The sequence below is a fragment of the Actinoplanes sandaracinus genome (assembly GCF_030009775.1).
Taxonomy (GTDB): Bacteria; Actinomycetota; Actinomycetes; order Mycobacteriales; family Micromonosporaceae; genus Actinoplanes; species Actinoplanes sandaracinus.
Genome location: NZ_JASCTH010000014.1, coordinates 220,752 through 244,292 on the forward strand (window position 1 = coordinate 220,752; position 23,541 = coordinate 244,292).

The 23,541-nt window shown below is 70.7% G+C and carries 17 protein-coding genes; 6 read left to right on the plus strand and 11 right to left on the minus strand.

Going from position 1 to position 23,541, the window contains the following annotated elements; genetic code table 11:
* Positions 1-112: 112 nt before the first annotated feature.
* Entirely contained in the window at positions 113-1,249 is a 1,137-nt protein-coding gene (locus tag QLQ12_RS22375) for a hypothetical protein (protein ID WP_282762239.1), read from the minus strand.
* Positions 1,246-2,304, minus strand: coding sequence for a serine/threonine-protein kinase (locus QLQ12_RS22380; RefSeq protein ID WP_282762240.1), 1,059 nt, complete (start codon positions 2,302-2,304; stop codon positions 1,246-1,248). The genes QLQ12_RS22375 and QLQ12_RS22380 overlap by 4 nt, the downstream gene beginning before the upstream one ends.
* Before the next feature lie 245 nt (positions 2,305-2,549).
* Here QLQ12_RS22380 and QLQ12_RS22385 point away from each other — a divergent pair, with 245 nt between their 5' ends.
* Positions 2,550-3,794, plus strand: coding sequence for a VWA domain-containing protein (locus QLQ12_RS22385; protein WP_282762242.1), 1,245 nt, complete (start codon positions 2,550-2,552; stop codon positions 3,792-3,794).
* A gap of 2 nt (positions 3,795-3,796) precedes the next feature.
* The gene (locus QLQ12_RS22390; RefSeq protein ID WP_282762244.1) at positions 3,797-4,540 is read left to right on the plus strand and encodes a peptidase; all 744 of its coding nucleotides are present in this window, start codon (positions 3,797-3,799) and stop codon (positions 4,538-4,540) included.
* A 44-nt stretch (positions 4,541-4,584) separates the two neighbouring features.
* Here QLQ12_RS22390 and QLQ12_RS22395 read toward each other — a convergent pair whose 3' ends face one another.
* Positions 4,585-5,970, minus strand: a complete 1,386-nt coding sequence (locus QLQ12_RS22395; protein ID WP_282762246.1) for an Nramp family divalent metal transporter — start codon at positions 5,968-5,970, stop codon at positions 4,585-4,587.
* Entirely contained in the window at positions 5,945-6,814 is an 870-nt protein-coding gene (locus QLQ12_RS22400) for a shikimate dehydrogenase (protein WP_282762248.1), read from the minus strand. Before QLQ12_RS22400 ends, QLQ12_RS22395 begins: the two co-directional genes overlap by 26 nt.
* A gap of 121 nt (positions 6,815-6,935) precedes the next feature.
* On the opposite strand from QLQ12_RS22400, the gene QLQ12_RS22405 reads away from it, so the two are divergent.
* Together QLQ12_RS22405 and QLQ12_RS22410 are read left to right on the plus strand one after the other, a co-directional pair.
* Positions 6,936-7,571 carry a TetR/AcrR family transcriptional regulator gene (locus tag QLQ12_RS22405; protein WP_282762249.1) on the plus strand — a complete coding sequence of 212 codons (636 nt, stop codon included), beginning with the start codon at positions 6,936-6,938 and terminating at the stop codon, positions 7,569-7,571.
* A 7-nt stretch (positions 7,572-7,578) separates the two neighbouring features.
* Positions 7,579-9,474: a bifunctional sugar phosphate isomerase/epimerase/4-hydroxyphenylpyruvate dioxygenase family protein gene (locus QLQ12_RS22410; RefSeq protein ID WP_282762250.1), complete on the plus strand. Its 1,896-nt coding sequence runs from the start codon at positions 7,579-7,581 to the stop codon at positions 9,472-9,474.
* Between the two features lie 905 nt (positions 9,475-10,379).
* Here the strand turns inward: QLQ12_RS22410 and QLQ12_RS22415 are convergent.
* The 6 genes from QLQ12_RS22415 to QLQ12_RS22440 form a co-directional block, all read right to left on the minus strand.
* Positions 10,380-11,203, minus strand: a protein-coding gene (locus QLQ12_RS22415) for an IS5 family transposase (RefSeq protein ID WP_282762291.1) whose coding sequence is annotated in 2 segments (ribosomal slippage) — positions 10,380-10,868 and positions 10,871-11,203 — 822 coding nt in all. Because the reading frame shifts where the segments join, the coding sequence is not laid out codon by codon here.
* 237 nt (positions 11,204-11,440) lie between these two features.
* Positions 11,441-12,760: a VWA domain-containing protein gene (locus QLQ12_RS22420; protein WP_282762251.1), complete on the minus strand. Its 1,320-nt coding sequence runs from the start codon at positions 12,758-12,760 to the stop codon at positions 11,441-11,443.
* Positions 12,760-13,743 carry a vWA domain-containing protein gene (locus tag QLQ12_RS22425; protein ID WP_282762252.1) on the minus strand — a complete coding sequence of 328 codons (984 nt, stop codon included), beginning with the start codon at positions 13,741-13,743 and terminating at the stop codon, positions 12,760-12,762. The genes QLQ12_RS22420 and QLQ12_RS22425 overlap by 1 nt, the downstream gene beginning before the upstream one ends.
* A complete protein-coding gene (locus QLQ12_RS22430) occupies positions 13,740-14,624 on the minus strand; it encodes a DUF58 domain-containing protein (protein ID WP_282762253.1) in 885 nt (294 codons plus the stop codon). Before QLQ12_RS22430 ends, QLQ12_RS22425 begins: the two co-directional genes overlap by 4 nt.
* Positions 14,625-15,620: an AAA family ATPase gene (locus QLQ12_RS22435; protein WP_282762254.1), complete on the minus strand. Its 996-nt coding sequence runs from the start codon at positions 15,618-15,620 to the stop codon at positions 14,625-14,627.
* A gap of 31 nt (positions 15,621-15,651) precedes the next feature.
* Positions 15,652-16,530 (minus strand): S1C family serine protease, encoded by an 879-nt coding sequence (locus QLQ12_RS22440; protein WP_282762255.1) that lies wholly within the window; start codon positions 16,528-16,530, stop codon positions 15,652-15,654.
* A gap of 225 nt (positions 16,531-16,755) precedes the next feature.
* Between QLQ12_RS22440 and QLQ12_RS22445 the strand changes: the two genes are divergently transcribed.
* Positions 16,756-18,624 (plus strand): acyl-CoA dehydrogenase family protein, encoded by a 1,869-nt coding sequence (locus QLQ12_RS22445; RefSeq protein ID WP_282762256.1) that lies wholly within the window; start codon positions 16,756-16,758, stop codon positions 18,622-18,624.
* A gap of 44 nt (positions 18,625-18,668) precedes the next feature.
* Here QLQ12_RS22445 and QLQ12_RS22450 read toward each other — a convergent pair whose 3' ends face one another.
* Positions 18,669-20,279: a chitinase gene (locus QLQ12_RS22450; protein WP_282762257.1), complete on the minus strand. Its 1,611-nt coding sequence runs from the start codon at positions 20,277-20,279 to the stop codon at positions 18,669-18,671.
* Positions 20,280-20,469: 190 nt separating this feature from the next.
* Here QLQ12_RS22450 and QLQ12_RS22455 point away from each other — a divergent pair, with 190 nt between their 5' ends.
* Positions 20,470-23,508 (plus strand): EAL domain-containing protein, encoded by a 3,039-nt coding sequence (locus tag QLQ12_RS22455; protein WP_282762258.1) that lies wholly within the window; start codon positions 20,470-20,472, stop codon positions 23,506-23,508.
* Positions 23,509-23,541 lie beyond the last annotated feature (33 nt).

Genomic DNA, 23,541 nt, shown 5'->3' on the forward strand with positions numbered 1-23,541 from the left:
GACCCTCATCGGGTACGCCGTCGGCCGCCCCAGCCGCAGCCACCCGTTCCGGACCACCACGCGAGGTCCGCCGCGGCCCGGGCCGCGGCGCGACCGCCGGGCTGCCGCGTGGTCACGGTGGGCAGGTTCCGGTCTTGCGGAGTGACTCCAACCGGCCGAGCATCGCCTCGAGGACCTGGTGATCGGGGGGTTCGACCACGACCGGCGGGGTGGGACGGTCGTCGAGGGCGCGGCCCTGCGGGCGGAAGCCGTACTCGGCGGCGATGTCCTTGAGGGTGGCGTCGTCGCGCAGCAGGCGCCCGGCGGCGCCGCCGGGCCCGGTGAGCGGCACCAGGGTGTGCCAGGCGTGGACGGTCGGGTTCGGGAACAGCATCCGGTGGTCGCCGCCGTCCGGCACCCGGTGCCGGGACGCCCGGTCGAGGAACTGCGACTCGTAGACCAGGGCCATCGGGGTCCGGCGCACACCGTCGGTGAGGTACTCCTCGAACAGCACGCCGCTGGTGTCCGGTTTCTGGCCCTGGTAGGACACCAGCCGGCAGAGGTCCGGCATCACCCTCGGCAGGTCGTCGACCCCGGCGAGCGGCTTGCCGCCGTTGAGCACCGCCGACGCGATCAAGAGGAACATGACCGCCGAGTTGGAGTCGGCCGGATCGGTGGTCCGCAGGAGCACCACGCCGCCGTTCGCCGAGGCCTGGTCGATCTGCTTCCAGGTCCTTCCGGCGCGGGCCATCTCGATCAGCCGCTGGATCGAGACGACGTCCCGGCCGTCGACCGTCTCCACCGCCTTCTCCCGGCGCAGCACCTCCACGGCCGGGGCGAAGGTGGCCACACCCATCACCGAGGAGAACGGCCTGAAGGACTCCGCGACGCCGAGCTTCTCCATGATCTTCTCTGCGGCCGGGGTGCTCGATGGGAAGGCGAAGTCGTATCCGGCGGTCCCGGCGGAGAGTCGGGCGACCATGTCGAGCGACCCGTCCGGGTCGATGCGCAGGTTCAGCCCGGCGCACCGGAAGATCTCGACGACCCGGGCGTCCCGCAGGAACGCCTCCTTCTCCGAGCCGACGATGCCGATCACGTTCGTCTGCCTGCCGGCGCACCCGGTGGCGGCCGGGACCTCCTCGTCCCGCCGGGCGACCTGCCAGACGACGACCAGGATCAGGAGCACCGCCACCGCGACCGCGAGGAGCCGCAGCACCGGCCCTCGTGCCGCCGCCCGTTGCCGGGCGCCGTCGGCGGTGTGGCCGCTCATACCACTGTTCCCGGGCCGATCAGCCGCGTGGCGTCGCCGGGGCCGGCCGGCGGCTCCGGCGGGCGGATGCCCCAGCCGAGGAAGGCGCCGGCCGCGGCCAGCGCGGGCAGCGCCCACAGCGCCGACACCGGGTCGAGCATGCCGCCGGCGGCCAGGACCGCGCCGGCGGCCGTGCCGGTCACCCCGCCGACGGACGGCCAGACCACCTCCCGGGACTGCCACGAACGCGACGGGGCAGACGGATTCAGGGCAGCGCACGCTTCGTCGCCGAACTCACCGGCGCTGGAGTAGCGCTCGTCCGGGTCCTTGGCCAGTCCCTTCTCCACCACCTTCCGTAGAGCCGGCGGGATGCTCGGCGGCAGCGCCCGGGGCGGGTCGAACAGGTGGGCCCGCAGCGGGAACGGGCGGCCGGTGTCGCCGAACGGCAGCTTGCCGGTCAGCGCCTGATAGAGCACCACGGCCAGCGAGTAGATGTCGGCGCGATGGTCCGACCGGGTGCCGAGCAGCCGCTCCGGCGCGATGTAGGACGGGGTGCCGACGATCTGGCCGCCGCGGGTGATCTCCGGGTCGGCGGTGTCGATCCGGTGCGCGATACCCCAGTCGAAGAGGTACGCGTGGTCGCGTCCCTGCCGGTGCCCGCGCTCCAGCATGATGTTGGACGGTTTGACGTCCCGGTGCCGCAGGCCCTTCGCGTGGGCGGAGGCCAGCGCGGACGCGATCTGCTGCACGATGTCGACCGCCCGGGCGGGGTCGAGCGGGGCGGTGCGGATCTCCTCGGCCAGGGTGATCCCGCGGATCAGGCGCATCGCGATGTACGGCGACGGCGTCGCGGCGAAATCGTAGACCGCCACCACATACGGGTTCTCGATCTCGGCGGCCAGGCGCATCTCCCGCAGGAAGCGTTCCCGCAGCTCCGGGTCGAGCAGGGCGGCGGAGGTGAGCAGCTTGAGCGCCACGGTGCGCCCGGTGTGGCTGTCGGTGGCCTCCCACACCTCGCCCATTCCGCCCTTTCCCAAGAGCGTGATCTTCTGGTAGCGGCCGATCTCCTCGGGCATTTCTGACTCCGGGTTTGCACATGCCTGCTCGGGACAGCAGCGTACGACCGGCCCGCCCATCAGAAATCCGCTGAAATCAGTGCCAAACCTCACCGCTTGGCCATCAATTCACCGGGCATTCATCGGATCGGCGGCGACCGTCCACATGACCTTGAAAAGAACGGCCGGTGTCGGGCCGGTCACCCACCGGCAGGGCGGGGAGCCGTCACGTCCGTACCGCCGAGGCATGTTTATGATCTTGCCGCGTGATCCACAAGAAACTGTCCATAGTGGCAGCAATAGGATTGATCGCGGCCTCCGCCTTCCTCGGCACCACCCCCGCCCACGCCGACGAACCCCGGCCCGAACCCCCCGTGGTGGAGCTCGTCCTCGACGTCAGCGGCTCGATGAAAGCCGCCGACATCGGCGGCGAGACCCGGATGACTGTCGCCAAACGGGCCTTCGACGAGGTCGTCGACGCCCTGCCGGAGACCACCCAGCTGGGCATCCGGGTACTCGGCGCGACCTACGGCGGCGACGACAAGAAACTGGGCTGCAAGGACACCCAGCAGATCGTGCCCGTCGGGCCGGTCAACCGGGTCGCGGCCAAGAACGCCATCGCCACCCTCAAACCGACCGGCTACACCCCGATCGGCCTCGCGCTGCGCGAGGCGGCCGCCGACCTGGACGGCGCCGGATCGGCCCGCCGCATCGTGCTGATCAGCGACGGGGAGGACACCTGCACCCCGCCCGACCCGTGCACCGTCGCCCGTGAACTCGCCGCCGCCGGCACCAGCCTGGTCGTCGACACGCTCGGCCTCACCCCTGACGAGAAGACCCGCAAGCAGCTGGTCTGCATCTCCCAGGCGACCGGCGGCACCTACGCCTCCGCGAAGAGCGAGGAGGAGCTGACCGACCGGATCAAACAGCTGGTCGGCCGGGCCGCCCTGCCGCCGCCGGTCACCCCGGCCGTGGTCACCGGCGCGAAGGACTGCGTCACCGCTCCGCTGCTGTCGGCCGGCGTCTACACCGACCGGGAGCTGATCGGCGAACACCGCTTCTACCGGGTCGCCGTCGCCGAGGGCGACGAACTGCGGGCCTCGGTCAGCATCGCCCTGGACCGGCCGCTGAACCGGGACTACGGGGTGCTGCTCAAGGCCGCCACCACGGACGGCCGGGAACTGGTGCGCGGAGTCGACGCCGGCAGCGGGCGCGCCGACGTGCTCTCCACCGGCCTGCGCTGGTCCGGCGACGCCGAACCGGACCTGTCGGCGAGATCGGACGTCTGCCTGATCGTCAGCAACTCGTTCGCGTCCACCACCTCGGCCGGCGCCCCCGGCATGCCGGTCGAGTTGAGCATCGACCTGGTCGCCGCGTCGGACACCCCGGACGCGCCGGGCCTCGGCCGCGGCTGGCTGCTGCTGTTCGTGCTCGCGATCGCCGGCCTGGCCGCCGGTGTGCTGGCCGGCTGGCTGACCCGCTGGTGGGTCGCCAAGTGGGGAGAGAACTGATCATGCAAGCACTCATCACCGCCGCCGCGCTTCTGGCCCTGGCCGACCCCTCGGCCGGGCCGGTCCCGATCACCAGTGTCGCGGGCACCTCCTTCCTGACCGCGGTCACGATCGCCCCGCAGCAGCGGGTCGAGATGGACGCCGTCACCGGCGACTACCTGTACTGGCAGTTCCCGGCCGAGGCCGGGCAGCGGCCCGAACTGGCGATCACCGTGGCCCTGCCGCAGGCCGGCGACCGGTCCGGACCGCAGTCGTGGAACGTCGAGGTCTTCGACGGGCTGCGGCGCCGGCAGGCCTGCGTCGGCGGGGAACAGAGCCCGGTCGCCGCGGCCGCCGCCACCGAGGTCGTCCTGGGCTGCCGCCTCCGGCAGGTCCGCTCCTGGGCCGAACCGTGGGACGGCGACCCGCTGCCGGGCACCTACTACGTGAAACTGTCCAGCACCGAGTTGCCGGAGAAGGACCTGGGCCTGCCCGTCAAGGTGCGGCTGGCACTCACCGCGCCGACCGGGGACACCGGCGCCGACCAGGGCGAACTGGCCGCGCCGCTGGTCGCCGGCAACCGGCCCGGCAAGGTGCTGACCACGCCGGCGCCGGCGCCGTCCGCATCCTCCGAACAGGACACGGCGATCTCGATGGACTGGCTGCCGGACTTCTCGTCCCGCTGGGTCTGGACCGTCACCGGTGGTGTCATCGCCGCGATCACCGGTCTGGTCGGCTTCTCCTGGACCCGCCGGCGCCGGGCCTGACTCCCCTTCCGGTGGCCCGGGCACGCGACCGGGCCACCGGAGGATCAGATCTTCTCGAGCTGAGTGACGATCATCGCGAGGGCGAAGAAGCCGTAGAAGCCGATCGCGACGAGCATCCCGCCGAGCCGCCAGCCCCGCATCCGCATCGGCGCCGGCAGGTCACGGGTGTTGAGCCGGACCAGCAGGACCGAGTAGAGCAGCGTCACCACCGAGGCCGCGCAGGTGGAGACGATCAGCAGGGCGAGCGGCTGGGTGAACCCGGCCAGCAGGATGGCCGAGCCGAGCACGATCTCCACCCACACCACGATCAGGTAGAGGCGCGGCTCGGTCCAGCGCGTGGACCCTTCCAGGTAGTTGCGGCGCAGGAAGTCCGACGCGACCCGGCCGATGATGTCCAGCAGGCCCATCGCCGCCGCCCACAGCGACACCGCCGCGACCGCCAGGAAGAGCAGCTTGAGCCAGTCACCGACCTCGGCCGCGAAGATGTCACCCTGGATCCGCAGGAACGACGGGTCGGACTTGAGGTCGCCCCGGCCGAACAGCGTCTCGTAGGCGAGCAGGCTCATCACGCCGATGGTCACGAAACACACCGCCACGAACGTCACCAGGTGCTCGGCGTTCGCCCGTCTCCACCACAGGTTCCAGCGGCTCAGCGAGGTCTCGTCCAGCGGGAAGGTGTACCGGTCGCCGCCGGCCGCCTCCTCCTGGCCGGTGATCGGGGAGACCAGCCGGGGGACGTGCGCGCCCATGCCGTACCGCTTGTCCCGGATCCAGTTGCTGAGCACCAGGTTGTGCACACCACCGGCCCCGGCGGCGCCGATCGCGCTGAGCAGCATGGTGAACGTGATGCCCTCCGGGATTTGCCCGAACTCGGTGACCGTGGCCTTCGCGCCCTCGCCCCAGGTGCTCAGCGAGATGACGAAGACGACCACGACGGCGAGGAAGAACAGAGTGAGGACGACCTTGACCGTCTCGACCCGCTCGACGGTCTTGTAGATCACCTTGGACAGTGACAGCAGCACGCCCAGGATGCCCAGCCCGGCCACGGTGATCCAGACCGGGTCGCCGCCGCCGAACAGGTAGGTGAGGATGGTGGAACCGCTGGTCGCCCAGCCCGGCCACACGTACTGGAAGGCGCCGGCCAGGCAGATCATGATGCCCCAGCCCTTCCACCATCGGGAGAAGCCGCCGATCACGGTCTGACCGGTGGCCAGGGTGTAACGCTCGATCTCCATGTTGATGACGAACTGCACGGCCAGCGTGGTGAACGCCAGCCAGAGCAGCCCGAGCCCGCCGAGAGCGGTCAGGTACGGCCAGAGAATGATCTCGCCGGCCGCCATGCCGATGCCGACGGCGACGATGCCGGGGCCGACCATCCGGCGCAGTGAGGGGGGTTCGGGGAGTTCACGAGTGGTGGTCTCGGTAAGCATTGCCGCGCTCCAAAAGACGGGATCTGCCCCTGTCCAAGAGATGGGAGAGGTGGAGCAACATCCGCTCGATGTCGGGGGTACGCCCGGTGAACAGCTCGAACGCGGCGGCGGCCTGGAAGGCGCACATCGCCGCGCCGCCGACCGTCCGCAGTCCGGCGGCACGGGCCGCGCGCAGCAGCTCCGTCTCGACCGGCAGATAGACGATGTCGGCGACCCACAGGCCGCGGTGGAGCAGCGCTGCGGGAAGCGGGATTCCCGGGTGGTGGCGCATGCCGACCGGGCTGGCGTTGACCAGTCCGTCGGCGCCGGCGATCAGTTCCGGTGTGACGGCCGGGGTGTGGTCCGCCCCGAGGCGGGCGCCCAGATCGGCACGCCGCGTGGCGTCCGGGTCGACGATGGTGAGCCGTCCGGCGCCGAGGGCGCGCAGAGCGTGGCCGCAGGCGGCTCCGGCTCCGCCCGCACCCATCTGCACGACGTGGCGGGTGGCCACGCCGGGCAGACCGCACCTGAAGGACTCGGCGAACCCGTACGCATCAGTGTTGTGACCCTGTCGCCGGCCGTCTCGGAAGATGACCGTGTTGACCGCGCCGATGGCGCGGGCCTGCGGTGACAGGTCGTCGAGGTGCTTGATGACCTGCTGCTTGAAGGGGTGGGTGATGTTGAGTCCGGCGAAGCCGTCGCGCTCGGCCTCGTCGAGCAACCGGTCGAGCTCCGCCGGGGCGGCGGCGTCGAACAGCGTGTAGGTGAGCCCGAGGCGGTGGTGGCGCCCCTCGGCCTCGTGCAGTGCCGGTGACAGCGACGCACCGATCCCGGTCCCGATCAACCCGCACCGGACTGCCGCCATCCTGAACTCCATCCACAGAACGAGAACCGCTAATGTACTAACTGGTACGTTAGTTATCGGGTGTGACGGGGAACACTGTCAAGCCCCACGGCAGACTTGCTTCATGCACAAGGAGAAACCGGTGCCGGCAGAGACGGTCGAGCGACGGCGCGACGCCGAACGCACCCGCACCGAGCTGCTCGACGTCGCCACCGAAGAGTTCGCCGACCGCGGTTACAGCGGCGCCCGGGTCGACGAGATCGCCGCCCGGACCCGCACCACCAAGCGGATGATCTACTACTACTTCGGCGGCAAGGAGCAGCTATATCTCGCTGTTCTGGAGCGTGCCTACGCGGAGATCCGCGCCGCCGAACAGACCGCCGACGTCGACCACCTCGACCCGCCGGCCGCCGTCCGGCGGCTCGCCGAGGTCACCTTCGACCACCACGAGGCGCACCCCGCCTTCATCAAGCTCGTCGGGGTGGAGAACGCGCAACACGCCAGGCACATGACCCACGTGGCCCGCCTCGTCGACCTCAACAGCTCGGCTGTCGACCTGCTCGGCCGGGTCCTGGAGCGGGGCCGCGCCGACGGCGTGTTCCGCGGCGACGTCGACGCCCTCGACGTCCACATGATGATCAGTTCGTTCTGCTTCTTCCGCGTCGCCAACCGCCACACGTGGGGCGCGCTCTTCGACCGGGACCTGCTGGCCCCGGACCGCCGGGAGCACTACCGCACCATGCTCGGCGACCTGGTGACCGGCTACCTACGAAGGTGAGGACCCGATGCGCCGGTCGATTGCCACCGTCTGCGTTTCCGGCACCCTGGACGACAAACTGACCGCCGCCGCCGCGGCCGGCTTCGACGGCATCGAGCTGTTCGAGAACGATCTCGTGGTGTCCGCGTGGTCACCGGCCGAAGTCCGCACACGCTGCGCCGACCTGGGCCTCGGCATCGACCTCTACCAGCCGTTCCGCGACTTCGAGACGGTCGACGACGCGCTCCTCAAGAAGAACCTGGACCGCGCGGAACGCAAGTTCGACGTGATGGCTGAACTAGGCGCCGACACCGTCCTGGTCTGTTCGTCGGTCCACCCGTCAGCCGTCGACGACGACGATCTGGCGGCCGCACAACTGGCGCGACTGGCCGACCGGGCGGCACAGCGGGGCATGCGGATCGCCTACGAGGCGCTCGCCTGGGGCCGGCACGTCTCCACATGGGACCACTCCTGGCGGATCGTGCGGCGCGCCGACCACCCGGCGCTCGGGCTCTGCCTCGACTCGTTCCACGTCCTGTCCCGCGAGGTCAGCCCGGACGGCATCGCCGACATCACCCGCGGAAAGATCTTCTTCCTGCAGCTCGCCGACGCGCCCCGCCTGCGCATGGACGTGCTCCAATGGAGCCGCCATCACCGCCTCTTCCCCGGCCAGGGCACCTTCGACCTGCCCGGATTCGTCAGCCGGGCGCTCGCCGCCGGCTACGGCGGGCCGCTGTCGCTGGAGGTCTTCAACGACGTGTTCCGCCAGTCCGACCCGGCCCGGACCGCGGTCGACGCGATGCGCTCGCTGACCGCCCTGGAGGACCGTCTCGGCACCCGGCGCCTCCCGGCGGCCCCCACGCTGACCGGGCACGCCTTCACCGAATTCGCCGTGGACGGGCGCTCCGGCCCCGAACTGCGGACCGCGCTGCGCGGCCTGGGCTTCACACACACCGGGCAGCACCGCACCAAACCGGTCGAACTCTGGGAACAGAACTCCTGCCGCATCGTGCTCAACAGCGCGATCACCGGACCCCACACGCCCGGCACCGCCAGCATCAGCGCCTTCGCGATCACCTCAGATGATCCGCAACGGTCACTGGAGCGCGCCGCCGCTCTCTCAGCACCGGCTCACCCGAACGTGCGCGAACCCGGCGAGGCCGAACTAGCGGCAATCACCGCCCCCGACGGCACCAGCATCTTCGTCACCCACCCCACCGCCAACTGGCGCGCCGACTTCCTCTCCACCACCACTCCGGCCAGTTCCCTATCCACCACCCCAACCGACTCCCTCTCCACCACCCCGGCCAGCTCCAGCCCTCGCCTCGCCAGCACTCCGGCCGGAGCCGGCGCCGGCCTGCTCGTTACCGACCACCTGGGGCTCACCCAGCCGTTCGACCACTTCGACGAGGCCGGCCTCTTCTACCACTCCGTGCTCGGCCTGGACGATGTCGCCGCCGAGGAATACGCCGCCCCGTTCGGTCTCATGCGCTCCCGAGCCGTCGCCGGTCCGAATCGGACAGTCTGTGTCGCTCTCACCGTCGCCCTGCTACGCCGCGGCGAATGGGCCCCAGCGGTAGCCGACCCGCAGCACGTCGCCTTCGCCACCACCGACATCGTGGCCACCGCCGCCGCGCTGACCGTGCCGGTCCTGCCGGTCCCGGCCAACTACTACGCCGACCTGGCCGCCCGCTTCGACCTCGACGGCGACTTCGTCGCCACACTGAGCCGGCACGGCATCCTCTACGACCGCGACCCCTCGGGGGGCGAACTGCTGCACCTCTACACCCCGGTACTCGGCGGCCGAGTCTTCTTCGAGATCGTCGAACGCCGCGGCGGCTACCAACGCTTCGGCGAACCCAACGCTCCGGTCCGCATGGCAGCCCAGCGCCACCGCCGCCTCACCACAACCCCACCCGCCTGACCACTCCCCCACCCGGCCCGACCACCGCCCCACCAGCTGACCCCGGCGCCAAACCCTCACCACGGGGGCACGCCTGTCCTGCCCGCACATTCCACCGGCCAACTCACGCCACAGGGGACACAGACGGCCGCCTTTGACCGTGTGGAGAAGACATTCACGACCAGCACCGCCTCACGACCGCACCGCAACACGACCAGCACCGCAACACGACCAGCACCGCAACACGACCGCGCCGCAACACGACCAGCACCGCAACACGGCCGCGCCGCAACACGACCAGTGCGGCAACACGACCAGTGCGGCAACACGACCAGTGCGGCAACACGACCAGTGCGGCAACGCGATCAGCGCAGCATCCCGGCGAGCGGGCCTAGACCGCCCGCCCGGCTCCCCGTGGACGGAAACCCCTGCGTCGCCGCTGTCCTGCTATTCCGTGCAATCCGGTGCCTAGGCATGCGGGCTGTCCGGGTGCACGAGCCTTCCGGGGACGCGGTCCTCGCTGGCGCACCGGGAAACGCGGAGCGAGCTTTTCAGCGATGGTGTCGTCAGAAAACTCGACACCCGTTGTGGGTGTGGGCTACACCCACAACGGGTGTCAGGTTTTGAAGAAGGTGGGTTACCCGCACCTACGCTGCTTCGTGAGGGCCCCGCTGCCGGGCGGACTAATGATCCGGTGCACAGCCCGGCTCAGAATCCGCTACCCAGCCCAGCTCGGGACCCCCTGCCCCAGCCCAGCTCAGGATCCGAGGCCCAGCCCGGCTCGGGATCCGAGGCGCGGCCAGCTTTTGATCCGCTGCCCAATCTGGCTCACGATCCGGTGCCCGACCAGCTCAGGATCCGGTTCCCCGCCTGGCTGAGGACCCTGGTCGCTCAGGGTTCACTGTTCAGCAGGCTAAGACCGCATCTCATTTGGGGTTGTTGCTGGTCAACAGGTTCAGTCTGGCCGCGCGGCGGTAGCAGATGACAGCGCAAGCCAGGCGCAGGAATCCGCGGAAGTGGGAAGCCTTGCGGTCGTAGCGGCGGACCAGACGCCGGAACCGGGTGACCCACTCCAGGCAACGCTCAATGACGTAGCGATGCCGGCCGAGCCGGGTCGAGGACTCGATGCCCTTACGCGCGATCCGGGCCTTGATCCCGCGCTGCGTCAAAGCTTGGCGGCAGGCCCGGTAGTCGTAGCCCTTGTCGCCGTGCAACTTCGCGGGCCGTTTCCGGGGCCGGCCGACCGGCTGACGCACGGGCGTGACGCCGTCGACCACATCCTCCAGCACCCTGTGGTCGTTGACGTTGGCAGCCGAGATGTCGGCGTGCAGCGGAAGCCCGTTCCGGTCACTGATCGCGTGAACCTTGGAACCGGGCTTACCGCCGTCTACCGGGCTCGGCCCGGTCAGGTCCCCCCTTTTACCGCCCGCACGTGCAGGGCGTCAATGCTGGCCCGCGACCAGTCGATCTGCCCGGCAGCGCCGAGCACATCAAGCGTGGCCCGGTGCAGCGCTTCCATCACCCCTTGTTCGACCCACTCCGTGAACCGGCGGTGCGTGCTGGCCGACGAGATCGGGAACGACTCCGGCAACTCGTTCCAGGCGCAGCCGGCGTCGAGCACGTACAGGATCGCCGCAAGCGCTACACGATCGTCGATACGCCGCCGCCCGCCGCCTTGATGCCTTTTCGGGTGCTCGGGCAGCAGCGGCTGCGCCAGGTGCCACAACGCTTCCGGGCAGTACTTCTCCACATCACCCACGGCCCGTACAACGAATGATGTTGCGCTGCAACAACCCCAAACGAGATGCGGTCTAAGGACGCTGAGGGCCGCGTCCGGGGCTGGGATGCGGCGGTCAGTGCCATCCGGTGACCACGGATTCAGCCCGGAGGCCGCGCTACGGTCCGGTGTGGTGCCCACCCCGCGTCGTGGAGGCGGGACGGTCCCGGTGCGGTTGAAGGCCCCGGACGGCGTACAAGGGAAGGGTCGTCAAGGGCGAGGGTCCGCCGGAGGGTGACCGGCCGCAGACGGGCGAGGGCCCGCCGGAGGGTGACCCGCCGCAGACGGGCGACGGTCCGCCGGGAGGTGACCGGTCGCAGACAGGTAGCCAGTCGCGGACGGGCGAGAAAGCGGTGGAGCATGGCCCGTCGCGGAGGGGTGGCCGGCGGCGGATGGGTCAGTAGATGGGTAGCCGGCAGCGGGCCGGTTAGGGAGCGCGGATGGGTGGCCGGCTGGGGTGGGGCGACGGGTCGCCGGGCCGCGGTTCCACCAGAGGGAGAGGCCGATCCCGCTGATCGCCAGGAGCGTGCCGAGGAGGAGGAACCAGACCGTGACCTCGACGTTCTGCTTGGTGAGGGCGAACTCGCGGGGCAGGTCGCCGAGGACGTCGGTGAGCTGTTCGGCGTCCTCGGCCTTGAAGTAGCGGCCTCCGGTCAGGTCGGCGACCTGTGTCAGCGCGTCCTCGTCGATCTCGCGGTTGCCGCCGCCGCGGCCGCCGCCGAAACCGCCCCCGCCGAAACCACCGCCGCCGAAGGCCGAGTCGCCGCTGACCTGTTGGGCGGTGCAGACCATCTGCTGCGGGTTGGTGGTGCCGAAGCCGATCGTGTAGACGCGCAGCCGCCTCGCCGCGGCTTGCCCGGCGGCGGTGACCGGGTCGACGCCGGTGGTGTTGGAACCGTCGGTGAGCACCACGATGGTGTCCGGCTGGTAGTCGACCGGCAGGCCGTCGGGGGGCGCGCCGAGGTCGACACCGGTCTTGGCCACCTCGGGGTTGATCTCGGCGATCGCGTCGACGGAGGTGAGGATGGCCTGGCCGATCGCGGTGCCGCGGGCGGTCTTCAGGTTGTCGATCGCTTCGAGCAGGGGCTGCTTGTCGGTGGTCGGCGGGACGAGGAGCCCGGCGATGCCGGAGAAGGCGACCAGGCCGATCCGGGTGTCGCCGTCCTGGGACTCGACGAATCCGCGGGCGGCGTCGACGGCCACGGCGAGCCGGTTCGGGGCGATGTCGGTGTTGCACATCGACCCGGACACGTCGATGGCCAGCAGGATGGTGGTGTCGTTGGACGGCACGGCGACCGAGGCCTGTGGCCGGGTGACGCCCCCGGCCAGGGCGACGAGCCCGGCCAGGAACAGCCAGACGGGGACGCGCCGGCGCCAGGCGGTCCGGCCGGGCAGGGCGGCGCGGATCAGGGCGATGCTCGACACCGTGACCGCGGTCCGTTTCCGGCGGCGGTTGAACCACCAGCGGGCGGTCAGCAGGAGCGGTACGGCCAGCAGCGCGGTCAGCGCCCACGGCCAGCTCAGCGACATCAGACGATCCTTCCGTGCCAGCGGACGCCCAGCAGCCCACCAAGGGTCAGGAGCACCAGGGCGGCCGCGGCGAACGGTGCGGTCAGCTCGAGGGGTTCCTTCTCGGTGGTGAGCCGCAGGTCGATCGACTTCGTGCTGTCGGTGAGCGCGGCCGCGTCGCCGGCCTGCTGGTACGCCCCACCGGTCACCTGCGCCACCGTGGTCAGCAGGGTCTCGTCGAGGGCGGTGCCGAGCTGGAAGCCGTCCACCTCGACGGTCGCGCCCTTCGCGGTGCCGACGCCGACGGTCTGGATCCGCACTCCGGCGGCCGCGGCGAGTTCGGCGGCGGCCCGCACGTCGGGCCCGCCGGTCTCCTCGCCGTCGGAGAAGACCACGATCGTCGCCGACGGCCAGTAGCCGAGGTCGGCCGGAGCCGGGGCGGCCGTGCCCGCCGCGCCTTGGCCCGGGGGCAGGCTGACCGGTTTGCCGGTGATCGTGCCGAGCGCGACCAGGATGGCCTGGCCGAGGGAGGTGCCGCCGCTGGGTGTGACCCGGCCGATCGCGGCGACCGCGGCGGCGTGGTCGTCGGTGGGCGCCTGGGTGAGCAGGGCCTGGTCGCCGAAGACGAGAACGCCGACGTCGACGGTGTCCGGCTGGTCCTCGACGAACGCCTTCGCGGCCTCCTGGGCGGCGCCGAGCCGGCTGGGGGCGACGTCGTCGGCCGACATGCTGTTGGAGATGTCGAAGGCGAGCAGAACGGTGCCGGCGACGCGGGGCACGGCGACCTCGGCCTGCGGGCGGGCCAGGCCGGTCAGCATCACCGGGAGGGCGGCGAGAAGGAGCGCGTACGGCAGGTGGCGACGGACTCCGCCGCCGGTCAGGGAGGTGAAGCCGGCCGCTCTCAATCCCGCCGCGCGTCGCTTCTGCAGGGCCAGGTAGCCCGTCACGGCCGCTGCGGTGATCACGACGGCGACGGCGATGAGAGCCGGGTAGAGGAAGGTCACCGGCGTCTCCGTCCGGATCGGCGGACCATGTCGACCAGGGCGGTCAGCATGTCCTGGTCGGTGGTGATCCGGTGGGCGTCGACACCGGCCTTGCGCATGGCGGCGGCGAGTTCCTCCTCGCGGGCGCCGGCCTGCTGGGTCAACCGGGACCGCAGCAGCGGGTCGCTGGTGTCGACGAGCAGTTGTTCGCCGGTCTCGGCGTCCTCGACGAGGATCAGGCCGAGGTCGGGGAGTTCCAGTTCGGCGGGGTCGACGACGCGGATGACGACGACCTCGTGGCGGTGGGTGAGCTGGGCGAGCGGGCGGTCCCAGCCGGGTTCGCCGATGAAGTCGGACATCACGAAGACGAGGCTGCGCCGCTGGGCGGTGGTGGTCGCAGCAAGGCGCAGCATCGCCGTTAGGTCAGTAGTCTTGTCCGACTTCTTCGTGACTTCCGCGGTGGCTTCGCGCGCTATCCGCAGCACCTGATCTCGTCCGGCGCGCGGCGGAACGATCTTGGCGGCCTGATTGTCGAAGAGGATCGCCCCGACCCGGTTGCCCCCTTGCGATATCAGCCGGGCGATGCTGATCGCGAGTGAGGAAGCGACCGACTCCTTGCCCTCTCCCCCACCGAAGCGCATCGACGCCGACCGGTCGATCACCATCCAGGCCGTCATCTCACGGTCCTCGGTGTACTGCCGGACGAACGGCTCGTCGAGTCTCGCCGTGACGTTCCAGTCGATGTGCCGGACGTCGTCCTCCGGCGTGTACGCGCGCAGGTCGGTGAAGTCGAGACCGGCGCCGTGCCACACGGTCCGGTAGGAGCCCTGCAGGCGCCCGTCGAGGCGGCGCCCGAGTTTCCACTCCAGGTGCCGCAACAGCCGGTCCGGGGCGTTCGTCATCTATCGGCCCCGGCCGCCGGCCGGCTCCGGGAACGACAGGTTCGCCAGGATCTTCGAGATGATCAGGTCGGCGGTCACCTCGTCGGAGAGCGCCTCGTAGGAGAGGACCAGCCGGTGCCGCAGCACGTCGAGGGCCAGGTCGCCGAGGTCCTCGGGCACCACGTATTCGCGGCCGCGGATGAAGGCGAGCGCTCGGGCGGCCAGCACCAGGCTGATCGAGGACCGTGGGCTGGCGCCGAAGGTGACATAGCGGGCCAGGTCGGTGAGGCCGGCCCGGGACGGGTCGCGGGTGGCATGGGCCAGGTTGACCGCGAACTCGATCAGGGACGGGTCGACGTAGACCTTGTCCACCTGCTCCTGGAGGCCGGCCAGCGTCGGCGGGTCGATGATCCTCTGGATCACGGCGGCCCGGCCGAGGGCCCGCTCGACCACCACAAACTCCTCGGTCACGCTGGGATAGCCGACCACGACCTTCATCATGAAACGGTCGACCTGCGCCTCGGGCAGCGGATAGACGCCCTCGTTCTCGATCGGGTTCTGGGTGGCCATCACCAGGAACGGGCTGGGTAGCCGGTGCGTCTCGCGGCCGATGGTGACCTGCCGCTCCTGCATGGTCTCCAGCAGCGCGCTCTGCACCTTCGCCGGCGCCCGGTTGATCTCGTCGGCGAGCAGCAGGTTGGTGAAGACCGGGCCGAGCTGGACCTGGAACTCACCGGATTTCTGGTTGTAGACGCGGGTGCCGACGATGTCGGCGGGCACCAGGTCGGGGGTGAACTGCACCCGGTGGAAGTCGCCGCCGATCGCCTCCGCGAGGGACTTCACCGCCAGGGTCTTGGCGAGGCCGGGGACGCCCTCGACCAGGATGTGCCCGCGGGCCAGCAGGGCCACGACCATTCGTTCGAGCAGGTTGTCCTGGCCGACGATGGTCTTCTTGACCTCGTAGAGCACCTTCTCGATCGGGCCGGCGGAGGCGGGCGGGGCGTCGGTCCAGCTCATGTATCCGTCGCTTTCTCTGTCGGGGGACGTGTCAGAGGGGCGGGGACTGGCCGTCGCCCTCGCCGCCGCCGAGGGCAGCGCCGATCGGGACGGCGAAGCCGATGCCGATGAAGGTGCCGGCGCCGCTCGGGTTGGCCAGCGCGATGACGATGCCGACCACCTGCCCACGGTCGTTGATCAGCGGCCCGCCGGAGTTGCCGGGGTTGACCGCCGCGTCGAACTGGATGAGGCCCTCGATGTCCTGCTTGCCGTCGTCCCCGTTCAACTTGCGGTCGAGCCCGGAGACGACGCCGCTGGTGGTGCTGAAGGTGAGGCCGAGCGGGTTGCCGATCGCCACCACGAGATCGCCGATCCGGCTGCCGCCGCCGAGCACGGCCGGGACCAGGGTCTCCGGCAGTTTGTCGGGGGTGAGCGTGGCGATGTCCCGCGACGGCTGCTGCCTCGCGATCCGTGCCGCGGCCCTGGTGCCGTCGGCGTAGGTGAGCCGGATCGCCTCGGCGCCGTCGACGACGTGGAAGGCGGTCATGACGGTGCCGTCGGCGTTGGCGATCACACCGGTGCCGGTGCCGGCTTCGAGCCGGTTCTGCGAGTCGTGCCCGGTGGTCTCGATCAGCACCACCGACGGGGTGAGCGCCTGGTGGATCTCGGCCACGGTGAACGGTGTCTCGGAGGGCGACGGGGAGGCCGACGGGGCGGCCACGGCGGGCGTCTGGCCGCTTCCGCCGCCGCGCACGGCCACCAGCGCGGTGATCGCCACGGCCCACACCACGATCGCGCCTATCAGCACTCTGCGGCGCAGCTCAGCGGTGTTCCACCGGGTCTTCGGCTCCGCCGGAACGGGCTCGGGCGGGCCGGCCTCGTCCGGGCGGAGCACCGTCATCACGGCACGACCGCCAGACTCTGCATTCATCGACCCTAGAAGCGTTTCCTAGGAATCCGCCATGAGAGTTCTGACGGTTCCCGGGACACGAATTTCCACAATCGCTGCAAACGTCACCAAAACGATCGGGTCCGCCGGGAGCCCGCGGCCCCCTTCTTAGCATGTTCTTAGAGTGCCGGGCGCGCCCCGGTGGCGCACTCACGGCTACCGCACGGTAACGCGAGTGCGTAGCGTGGCCTCAAGGAGGGAACGCCCATGAGCGCGAACGTCTCGGAAAAACAGGCACGGCAGACCGCTGAGGCCGCTCGAGAGTCCGAGTGGCGGCAGCCCAGCTTCGGGAAGGAACTGTTCCTCGGACGGTTCCGGCTCGACCTGATCCATCCACGCCCGGCGGCTCAGGCCCGGCCGGAGTTCCTGGACCGCCTCGAGGCGTACCTGCGCTCCGAGGTGGACGGCGCCCGCATCGAACGTGAGGCGCGCATCCCCGACGAGGTCTTCCGCGGCCTCGCCGACATCGGCGCCTTCGGCATGAAGATCGACGAGGAGTACGGCGGACTCGGGCTCTCCCACCTGCACTACTGCCAGGCGCTGACGATGACCGGTTCGGTCAACGCCGCGCTCGCCGCCCTGTTGTCGGCGCACCAGTCGATCGGCGTGCCGCAGCCGCTGAAGATGTTCGGCACGCCCGCGCAGAAGAAGGCGTTCCTGCCCCGGCTGGCCGCCGGCGAGGTGTCCGCGTTCCTGCTCACCGAGCCGGACGTCGGCTCCGACCCGGCCCGGCTGGGCACGGTGGCCGAGCCGGTCGACGGCGGTTACCGCCTCAACGGGGTGAAGTTGTGGGCCACCAACGGCACGATCGCCACCCTGCTCGTGGTGATGGCCAAGGTCCCGGGGAAGGGCATCACCGCCTTCGTGGTGGAGGGCGACGCCCCCGGCATCACGGTGGAGCGGCGCAACGCGTTCCTCGGCCTGCGCGGCCTGGAGAACAGCGTGACCCGTTTCCACGACGTGTTCGTGCCGGCCGAGAACGTCATCGGCGACCTCGGCAAGGGCCTGCGGATCGCGCTGACCACGCTCAACACCGGCCGGCTCTCGCTGCCCGCGATGTGTGTCGGCGCGGGCAAGCGGGCGGTGGCGATCGCCCGCGAGTGGTCGGCCGACCGGGTCCAGTGGGGCCGTCCGGTCGGCGAGCACGAGGCGGTGGCCAAGAAGATCGCCTTCATCGCCGCCTCGTCGTACGCGATGGAGTCCATGCTGGACCTGTGCTGCCTGATCGCCGACGACCAGCGCAACGACATCCGGATCGAGGCCGCGCTGGTCAAGCTGTTCGCCAGCGAGATCGCCTGGCAGGTGGCCGACGAGCTGATCCAGATCCGGGGCGGCCGCGGTTACGAGACGGCCGAGTCGCTGGCCGCTCGCGGCGAGCGCCCGTCCGAGGCCGAGCAGATCCTCCGCGACCTGCGGATCAACCGGATCTTCGAGGGCTCCACCGAGATCATGCACCTGCTCATCGCCCGGGAGGCGGTCGACGCGCACCTGTCGGTCGCCGGCGACATCATCGACCCGGAGGCCGATCTCTCCCGAAAGGCCCGCGCCGGGGCGCGGGCCGGCGCGTTCTACGCCCGCTGGCTGCCCACCCTCGCGGTGGGCACCGGTCACCATCCCGCGGGGTACGCGGAGTTCGGCCCGCTGGCGGCCCATCTGCGGTACGTGGAACGCACGTCCCGCAAGCTGGCCCGGTCCACGTTCTACGGGATGTCGCGCTGGCAGGGAAAGCTGGAGCGCAAGCAGGCCTTCCTGGGCCGGATCGTGGACATCGGCGCGGAGCTGTTCGCGATGTCGGCGGTGTGCGTGCGTGCCCACGCCGAACGCGACGACCGCCCGGAGGGCCGTGAGCTGGCCGATCTCTTCTGCCGGCAGGCCCGGCTGCGGGCCGAGGAACGGTTCGCCGCCCTGTGGGACAACACCGACAGCCTGGATGTGCGGGCCGCGGAGCGGGTCCTCGCCGGCCGTTACGCGTTCCTGGAGGACGGTGTGATCTCCCCGCCCGCCGACACGCCCTGGGTGGCGGCCTGGAAGCCCGGCCCCAGCACCGCCGAGGACGTGCGCCGGCGCCTGAAGTGAGAAAGGTCCCCGGCCACCAGGCCGGGGACCTTTCGAGCGTGCTCTCAGCCGGTGACGGGCTCACCCGGGACGACGAACAGCGGCTTCCACGGGTCGTCGGGGCTGATCGGGTACTCCGTCGACGGGGCGTCGCCGGTGCTCGACCAGCGGGCCTCGTACGGCAGGCCGTTGAACAGCACCTTCTGGCCGCGGGCGTAGACCGTCTCCGGGCTCCACTCGGCGGTCACCCCGGTCACCGTCGGGCTCGGGGACGGCGCGACATCGGTCGCGGTCACCGGGCCGATCACCGACCATGGGCTGGGGGTGGCCGAGTCGCTGGCCGCCGACGGGTCCATGCCCTGGTTGGCCCACTTCGACTCGTAGACCACGCCGTGCCAGACGACCTTGTAGCCGCGCACGTACTGGGCGCTGAGACGCCACACCGGGTAGGGGCTCTTCGCCGGGTCGTCGGTGACTCCGGACTGCGCCGGGATGGTCACCGCCTCGCGGCCGGAGTCGCCGACCGTGCCGCCGGGCAGGTCGATGAACATCTTGGAGAAGGCCAGCTTCTCCTGTGAGACGCCACTGCAGGTGTTCGAGTGGACGACCACGTTGGTGAAGGTGCCGGTGCACGGCGCGTCCCGGTTCAGCGACCACATCGACACCCGGCCGAGGCCCTTGTCGACGGCGAAGGTGGCGAGGCCCCGTGCGTCGTCGACGGTGAACCGCTCGGCGTCGATGTCGTTCTGCCCGATCATCGGGGTGGCGCCGATGCGCGCCCACACCTCGGGCGAGGTGAGCTGCACGCCGAGTTGGAGGTACAGATCGGACAGCTGCTTGTGGGTGGCCTCCAGCGCGCTCTCGGCCAGTTCCAGCATGTCGGGCTCGGTGCCCGCGTTGCCGTAGTCCATGGTCATGACGTTGACGCCGCGCAGCGAGACACCGCCCTCCAGGGTGGTCCGGACCGCGTTGACGCCGTCGGCGGTGAGGCCGTTCGGTGCCACCGGCAGCGTCAGCCAGACGTCCAGGGTGCCGCCCGCCGCTTTCCGCTCGGCCTGCAGCGTCTTGAGCGCTGCGGCCCGGCGCTGCAGGGACGCCTTGTCGGCGACGGCCGTGCCCTCGATGTCGAGGTCCAGGGTGTCCAGTTGGTAACGGCGCACCAGCTGGCGGTACGCGTCGGTGAGCCGCACCTCGTCGGTGCAGGCCACCGCGAGTTCGGTGTTGATCAGCCCGCCGACGCTGAGCATGACGTCGCCGCCGGCCGCCCGGAGCTGCTCGATCCGGCGGTCCAGCTCCAGGGAGGCGGCCGCCTCGTCCGGGGTGTACGCCCCGCCCCAGCTCGGCGCGCAGCCGTCGGAGGGGTCGGCGACCACGAAGGCGAGGGCCACGTCGTTGGCCGGGTTCACCGCCGGGTCCTGGAACTCGAAGGTGGGGGTGAGAGTGACGTCGACATACGGCACCGCCCACGACTTCGCGGTCGGGCCGGCCGTCTCCCGGTAGTGCACCACCGCGGCGGCGCCACCGGCGCCGAGCCCGGCCACGACGAGGATCAGGAAGCCGAGCCTGAGCCAGGAGAGTCTCTGGACCGGAACGTCGGGCTCACGCCAGTCCGGATCCGCGAGTGGATCTTCCGGCTCCGGCCGCACTAGGAGCGGGGTGGTGCGGTCGGTGAGCATGCTGGCCCTCTCGTTCGGGTGGGGTCCTTCGAGCAGAGGAATCGGCAGGCCACGCGACCGCTGAAGGCAACCGGCCAGAAACCTTCAAGCGACCCGCCGGACCCGCCGATGGTGGCGTCGACGAATGGCGGCGGATCACGCCAGACCCGGCGTCGCACCCCATGTCGCACCCCCAGTGAGAGGCAACCGAATGCAGCGCAACCCGGTGGAGCAACACCGGCCGGACGCCCCGCGCCAATGGGGTGCCGACCGCCGGTCAGCTCCCCAGCCGATCGTTCCGCCGCCCGTCTCCGAGGGCCGCATCGCCCGCGGCCGGCTCGCGATCGTCCTGACCATCGCGGTCTGGGCCGGCTACATCGCCTACACGGTGTTCGAGCAGTTCATCGTCGGCAAGGCGAGCAGCGCGCGGCTGGTGGCCGAGGCCATCGCCTACATGGTGGTGGTCACCGCGCTGATGGGCTCGGCGATGGCCTACCTGATCACCCGGATCGGCTTCTTCTACCGCAGCCGGGCACACCACCGCGCCCCGCGGATCGCCCTGGACCCGTTCCTGGCCGGGCCGACCCCGTCGGTGACGGTGCTGGTGCCGTCGTACCAGGAGGACGAGCGGGTCATTCGCACCACCCTGCTGTCGGCGGCGCTCCAGGAGTACCCGGGCCTGCGGGTGGTGCTGCTCATCGACGACCCGCAGCAGCCCAAGACGCGGGCCGCGCGGGACATGCTGCTGAGCGCGCGGGCGCTGCCCGGCCGGATCGAGGCCGAGCTGGCCGTGCCGTTCAACCGGGCACAGGCCGCCTACGACACCTTCGAGCAGGCCGTCGCCGAGCGTCCCACCCGGGTCGCGACCGTCGGCGACATGCGCGATCTGGCCGCCGAGTACCAGTCCGCGGTGGGCTGGCTCTACGGCCTGGGCCACCGGCAGGAGGTGGTCGACCACACCGACGTCTTCTTCGTCGAGCACGTGGTGAACCGTCTCGCCGGTGATCTCGGCACCATCGCCGAGGCTCTGGAGCGGGGCGCCGCGGAGGAGGCGGTGCTGCCCGTCGACCGGCTGGTGCAGCTGTACCGGCGCCTGCTCGCCGTCTTCGACGTGACGATGACCGGCTTCGAGCGCAAGCGGTACGTCTCGCTGTCCGGCGAGCCGAACAAGGCGATGAACCTCAACAGCTACATCGGGCTGATGGGCGGCAGCTACCAGGAGGTCAGCACCCCGATGGGGACCGCGCTGGTCGCCGCCGGGGCCGGCCGGGCCGAGCTGACCATCCCGAACCCGGACTACGTGCTCACCCTGGACGCCGACAGCGTGCTGCTGCCGGAGTACTGCCTGCGGCTGGTCCATCTGATGGAGCAGGGCGCCTATTCCCAGTGCGCGGTGTCGCAGACGCCGTACAGCGCGTTCCCGGGCGCGGCGACCCGGCTGGAGCGGATCTCCGGCGCCACCACGGACATCCAGCACATCGTGCACCAGGGCATGACCCACTACGGTGCGACGTTCTGGGTCGGCGCCAACGCGGTGCTGCGCAAGAAGGCACTGGACGACATCTGCGAGGTCGCCTACGAGGGTGACTGGGAGATCCGCCGCTACATCCAGGACCGCACGGTCATCGAGGACACCGAGTCCACCATCGACCTCGGGGTGCACGGCTGGACGCTGTACAACTACCCGGAGCGGCTGGCGTACAGCGCCACCCCGCCGGACTTCGGCTCGCTCGCCATCCAGCGTCAGCGCTGGGCCAACGGCGGCCTGCTCATCCTGTCCCGCCTCAAGGACCAGTTCCGGGCCAAGGCGGCGCGTGGGCAGAAGAACCGCTTCGGTGAGCTGTTCCTCCGGGTGAACTACATGGCCTCCATCTTCTGGAGCTCGGTGTGTCTGGTGGTCATGCTGGCGTACCCGTTCAACGCCGACCTGCTCAACCCGGTGCTGCTGATGGTGTCGGTGCCGTACTTCATGATGATGGCCGCCGACCTGAAGTACGTCGGGTACAAGCGGATCGACATCCTGCGGATCTACGGTTTCAACCTGATCCTGCTGCCGGTCAACCTCTCCGGCAGCTTCGCCTCGCTCCTCCAGCTGCTCACCGGCGAGAAGAGCGCGTTCAAACGTACGCCGAAGGTGCGCGACCGGACGACCGCGGCGACCACCTACCTGCTCGCCCCGCTGCTGCTGATCGCGCTCTGCGCGTACACCGTGGTCCGGGACATCCAGCTCGGACAGTGGGCGAACCTGGTCTTCGCCGCCGTCAACCTGGTCCTCGCCTCGTACGCGATGATCGCCTTCGTCGGCCTCGGCAACACCCTCGTCGACCTGTTCACCCACTTGAAGGGCTGGCTGTACCGCCCGGTGCAGCCCAAGCAGCAGTCGCGTGGCGCGGTCGCGCCGCGGCAGGCGTCCCCGTCCGGTCACGCGGAGTCCCGGGCGATGGCCCCGGCCGGCGCGATCGGCGACTGGGCCTCGGTGCTGCACTACGGCGCCGAGGGCAACTCGCCCGGCATGGTCGCGGTCCGGTCGTCGCAGGCGGCGGCCGCCAGCCGCCGGGGCGCCCGCGGCCCGCAGGCGCCGTCCAGCTCGTTCGAGGAGTACACCTTCTTCACCGTCTTCCAGCCGATCTTCGAGCTGGGCTCCGGCGAGGTGGTCGGTTATGAGGCGCTGACCCGGTTCGCCGACGGCAGCACCCCGGAGCGGGGTCTGGCCGACGCGCAGGAGCAGGGCCGGCACATCGACCTCGACGCGGCGCTGGTCCGGGCCGCGATGGCCTCGGCGGCCTCGCTGCCGGAGGGCACCTGGCTGTCGGTGAACGTCTCCGCCGGCCTGCTGCGGCGGTCACGCGAGCTGGAGCAGCTGCTGGCCGAGAGCACCCGTCCGATCGTCCTGGAGGTCGACGACGCGGCACCGGCCGACCTGTCGGCCCTGCCGGACGGCGTGCGGATCGCGGTCGACGACGCCGGGGCGGGGTACGACAGCCTGGCCCGGATGGAGCTCCTCAAGCCGGCCTTCCTGAAGCTGGGACGCGACGCGCTCGCCGGGATCGAGAACGAGGGCGCCCGCCGCGCCTCGATCCGGTCGCTGGTCGAGTTCGCCCGCGAGAACGGGTGCACGGTGATCGCCCAGGGCATCGAGTCGGCGCCTCAGCGGGATGCGCTGGCCGCCTGTGGCGTGCCCCTGGGCCAGGGCTTCTACTTGGGACGCCCAGTCCCGGTAGACCGCGCGCTGGCTGACGCAGGCTTGTAGTCACTGCTCACCCCCAACCGCCGCGATCTTGTG

Bases quoted from the DNA above. Each gene is read 5' to 3' on its own strand.
- QLQ12_RS22375 (WP_282762239.1), bottom strand. From the start codon at position 1,249: ATGAGCGGCCACACCGCCGACGGCGCCCGGCAACGGGCGGCGGCACGA.
- QLQ12_RS22435 (WP_282762254.1), bottom strand. From the start codon at position 15,620: ATGAGCTGGACCGACGCCCCGCCCGCCTCCGCCGGCCCGATCGAGAAG.
- QLQ12_RS22420 (WP_282762251.1), bottom strand. From the start codon at position 12,760: ATGTCGCTGAGCTGGCCGTGGGCGCTGACCGCGCTGCTGGCCGTACCG.
- QLQ12_RS22450 (WP_282762257.1), bottom strand. From the start codon at position 20,279: ATGCTCACCGACCGCACCACCCCGCTCCTAGTGCGGCCGGAGCCGGAA.
- QLQ12_RS22410 (WP_282762250.1), top strand. From the start codon at position 7,579: ATGCGCCGGTCGATTGCCACCGTCTGCGTTTCCGGCACCCTGGACGAC.
- QLQ12_RS22455 (WP_282762258.1), top strand. From the start codon at position 20,470: ATGCAGCGCAACCCGGTGGAGCAACACCGGCCGGACGCCCCGCGCCAA.
- QLQ12_RS22430 (WP_282762253.1), bottom strand. From the start codon at position 14,624: ATGACGAACGCCCCGGACCGGCTGTTGCGGCACCTGGAGTGGAAACTC.
- QLQ12_RS22380 (WP_282762240.1), bottom strand. From the start codon at position 2,304: ATGCCCGAGGAGATCGGCCGCTACCAGAAGATCACGCTCTTGGGAAAG.
- QLQ12_RS22445 (WP_282762256.1), top strand. From the start codon at position 16,756: ATGAGCGCGAACGTCTCGGAAAAACAGGCACGGCAGACCGCTGAGGCC.
- QLQ12_RS22390 (WP_282762244.1), top strand. From the start codon at position 3,797: ATGCAAGCACTCATCACCGCCGCCGCGCTTCTGGCCCTGGCCGACCCC.
- QLQ12_RS22395 (WP_282762246.1), bottom strand. From the start codon at position 5,970: ATGCTTACCGAGACCACCACTCGTGAACTCCCCGAACCCCCCTCACTG.
- QLQ12_RS22440 (WP_282762255.1), bottom strand. From the start codon at position 16,530: ATGAATGCAGAGTCTGGCGGTCGTGCCGTGATGACGGTGCTCCGCCCG.
- QLQ12_RS22400 (WP_282762248.1), bottom strand. From the start codon at position 6,814: ATGGCGGCAGTCCGGTGCGGGTTGATCGGGACCGGGATCGGTGCGTCG.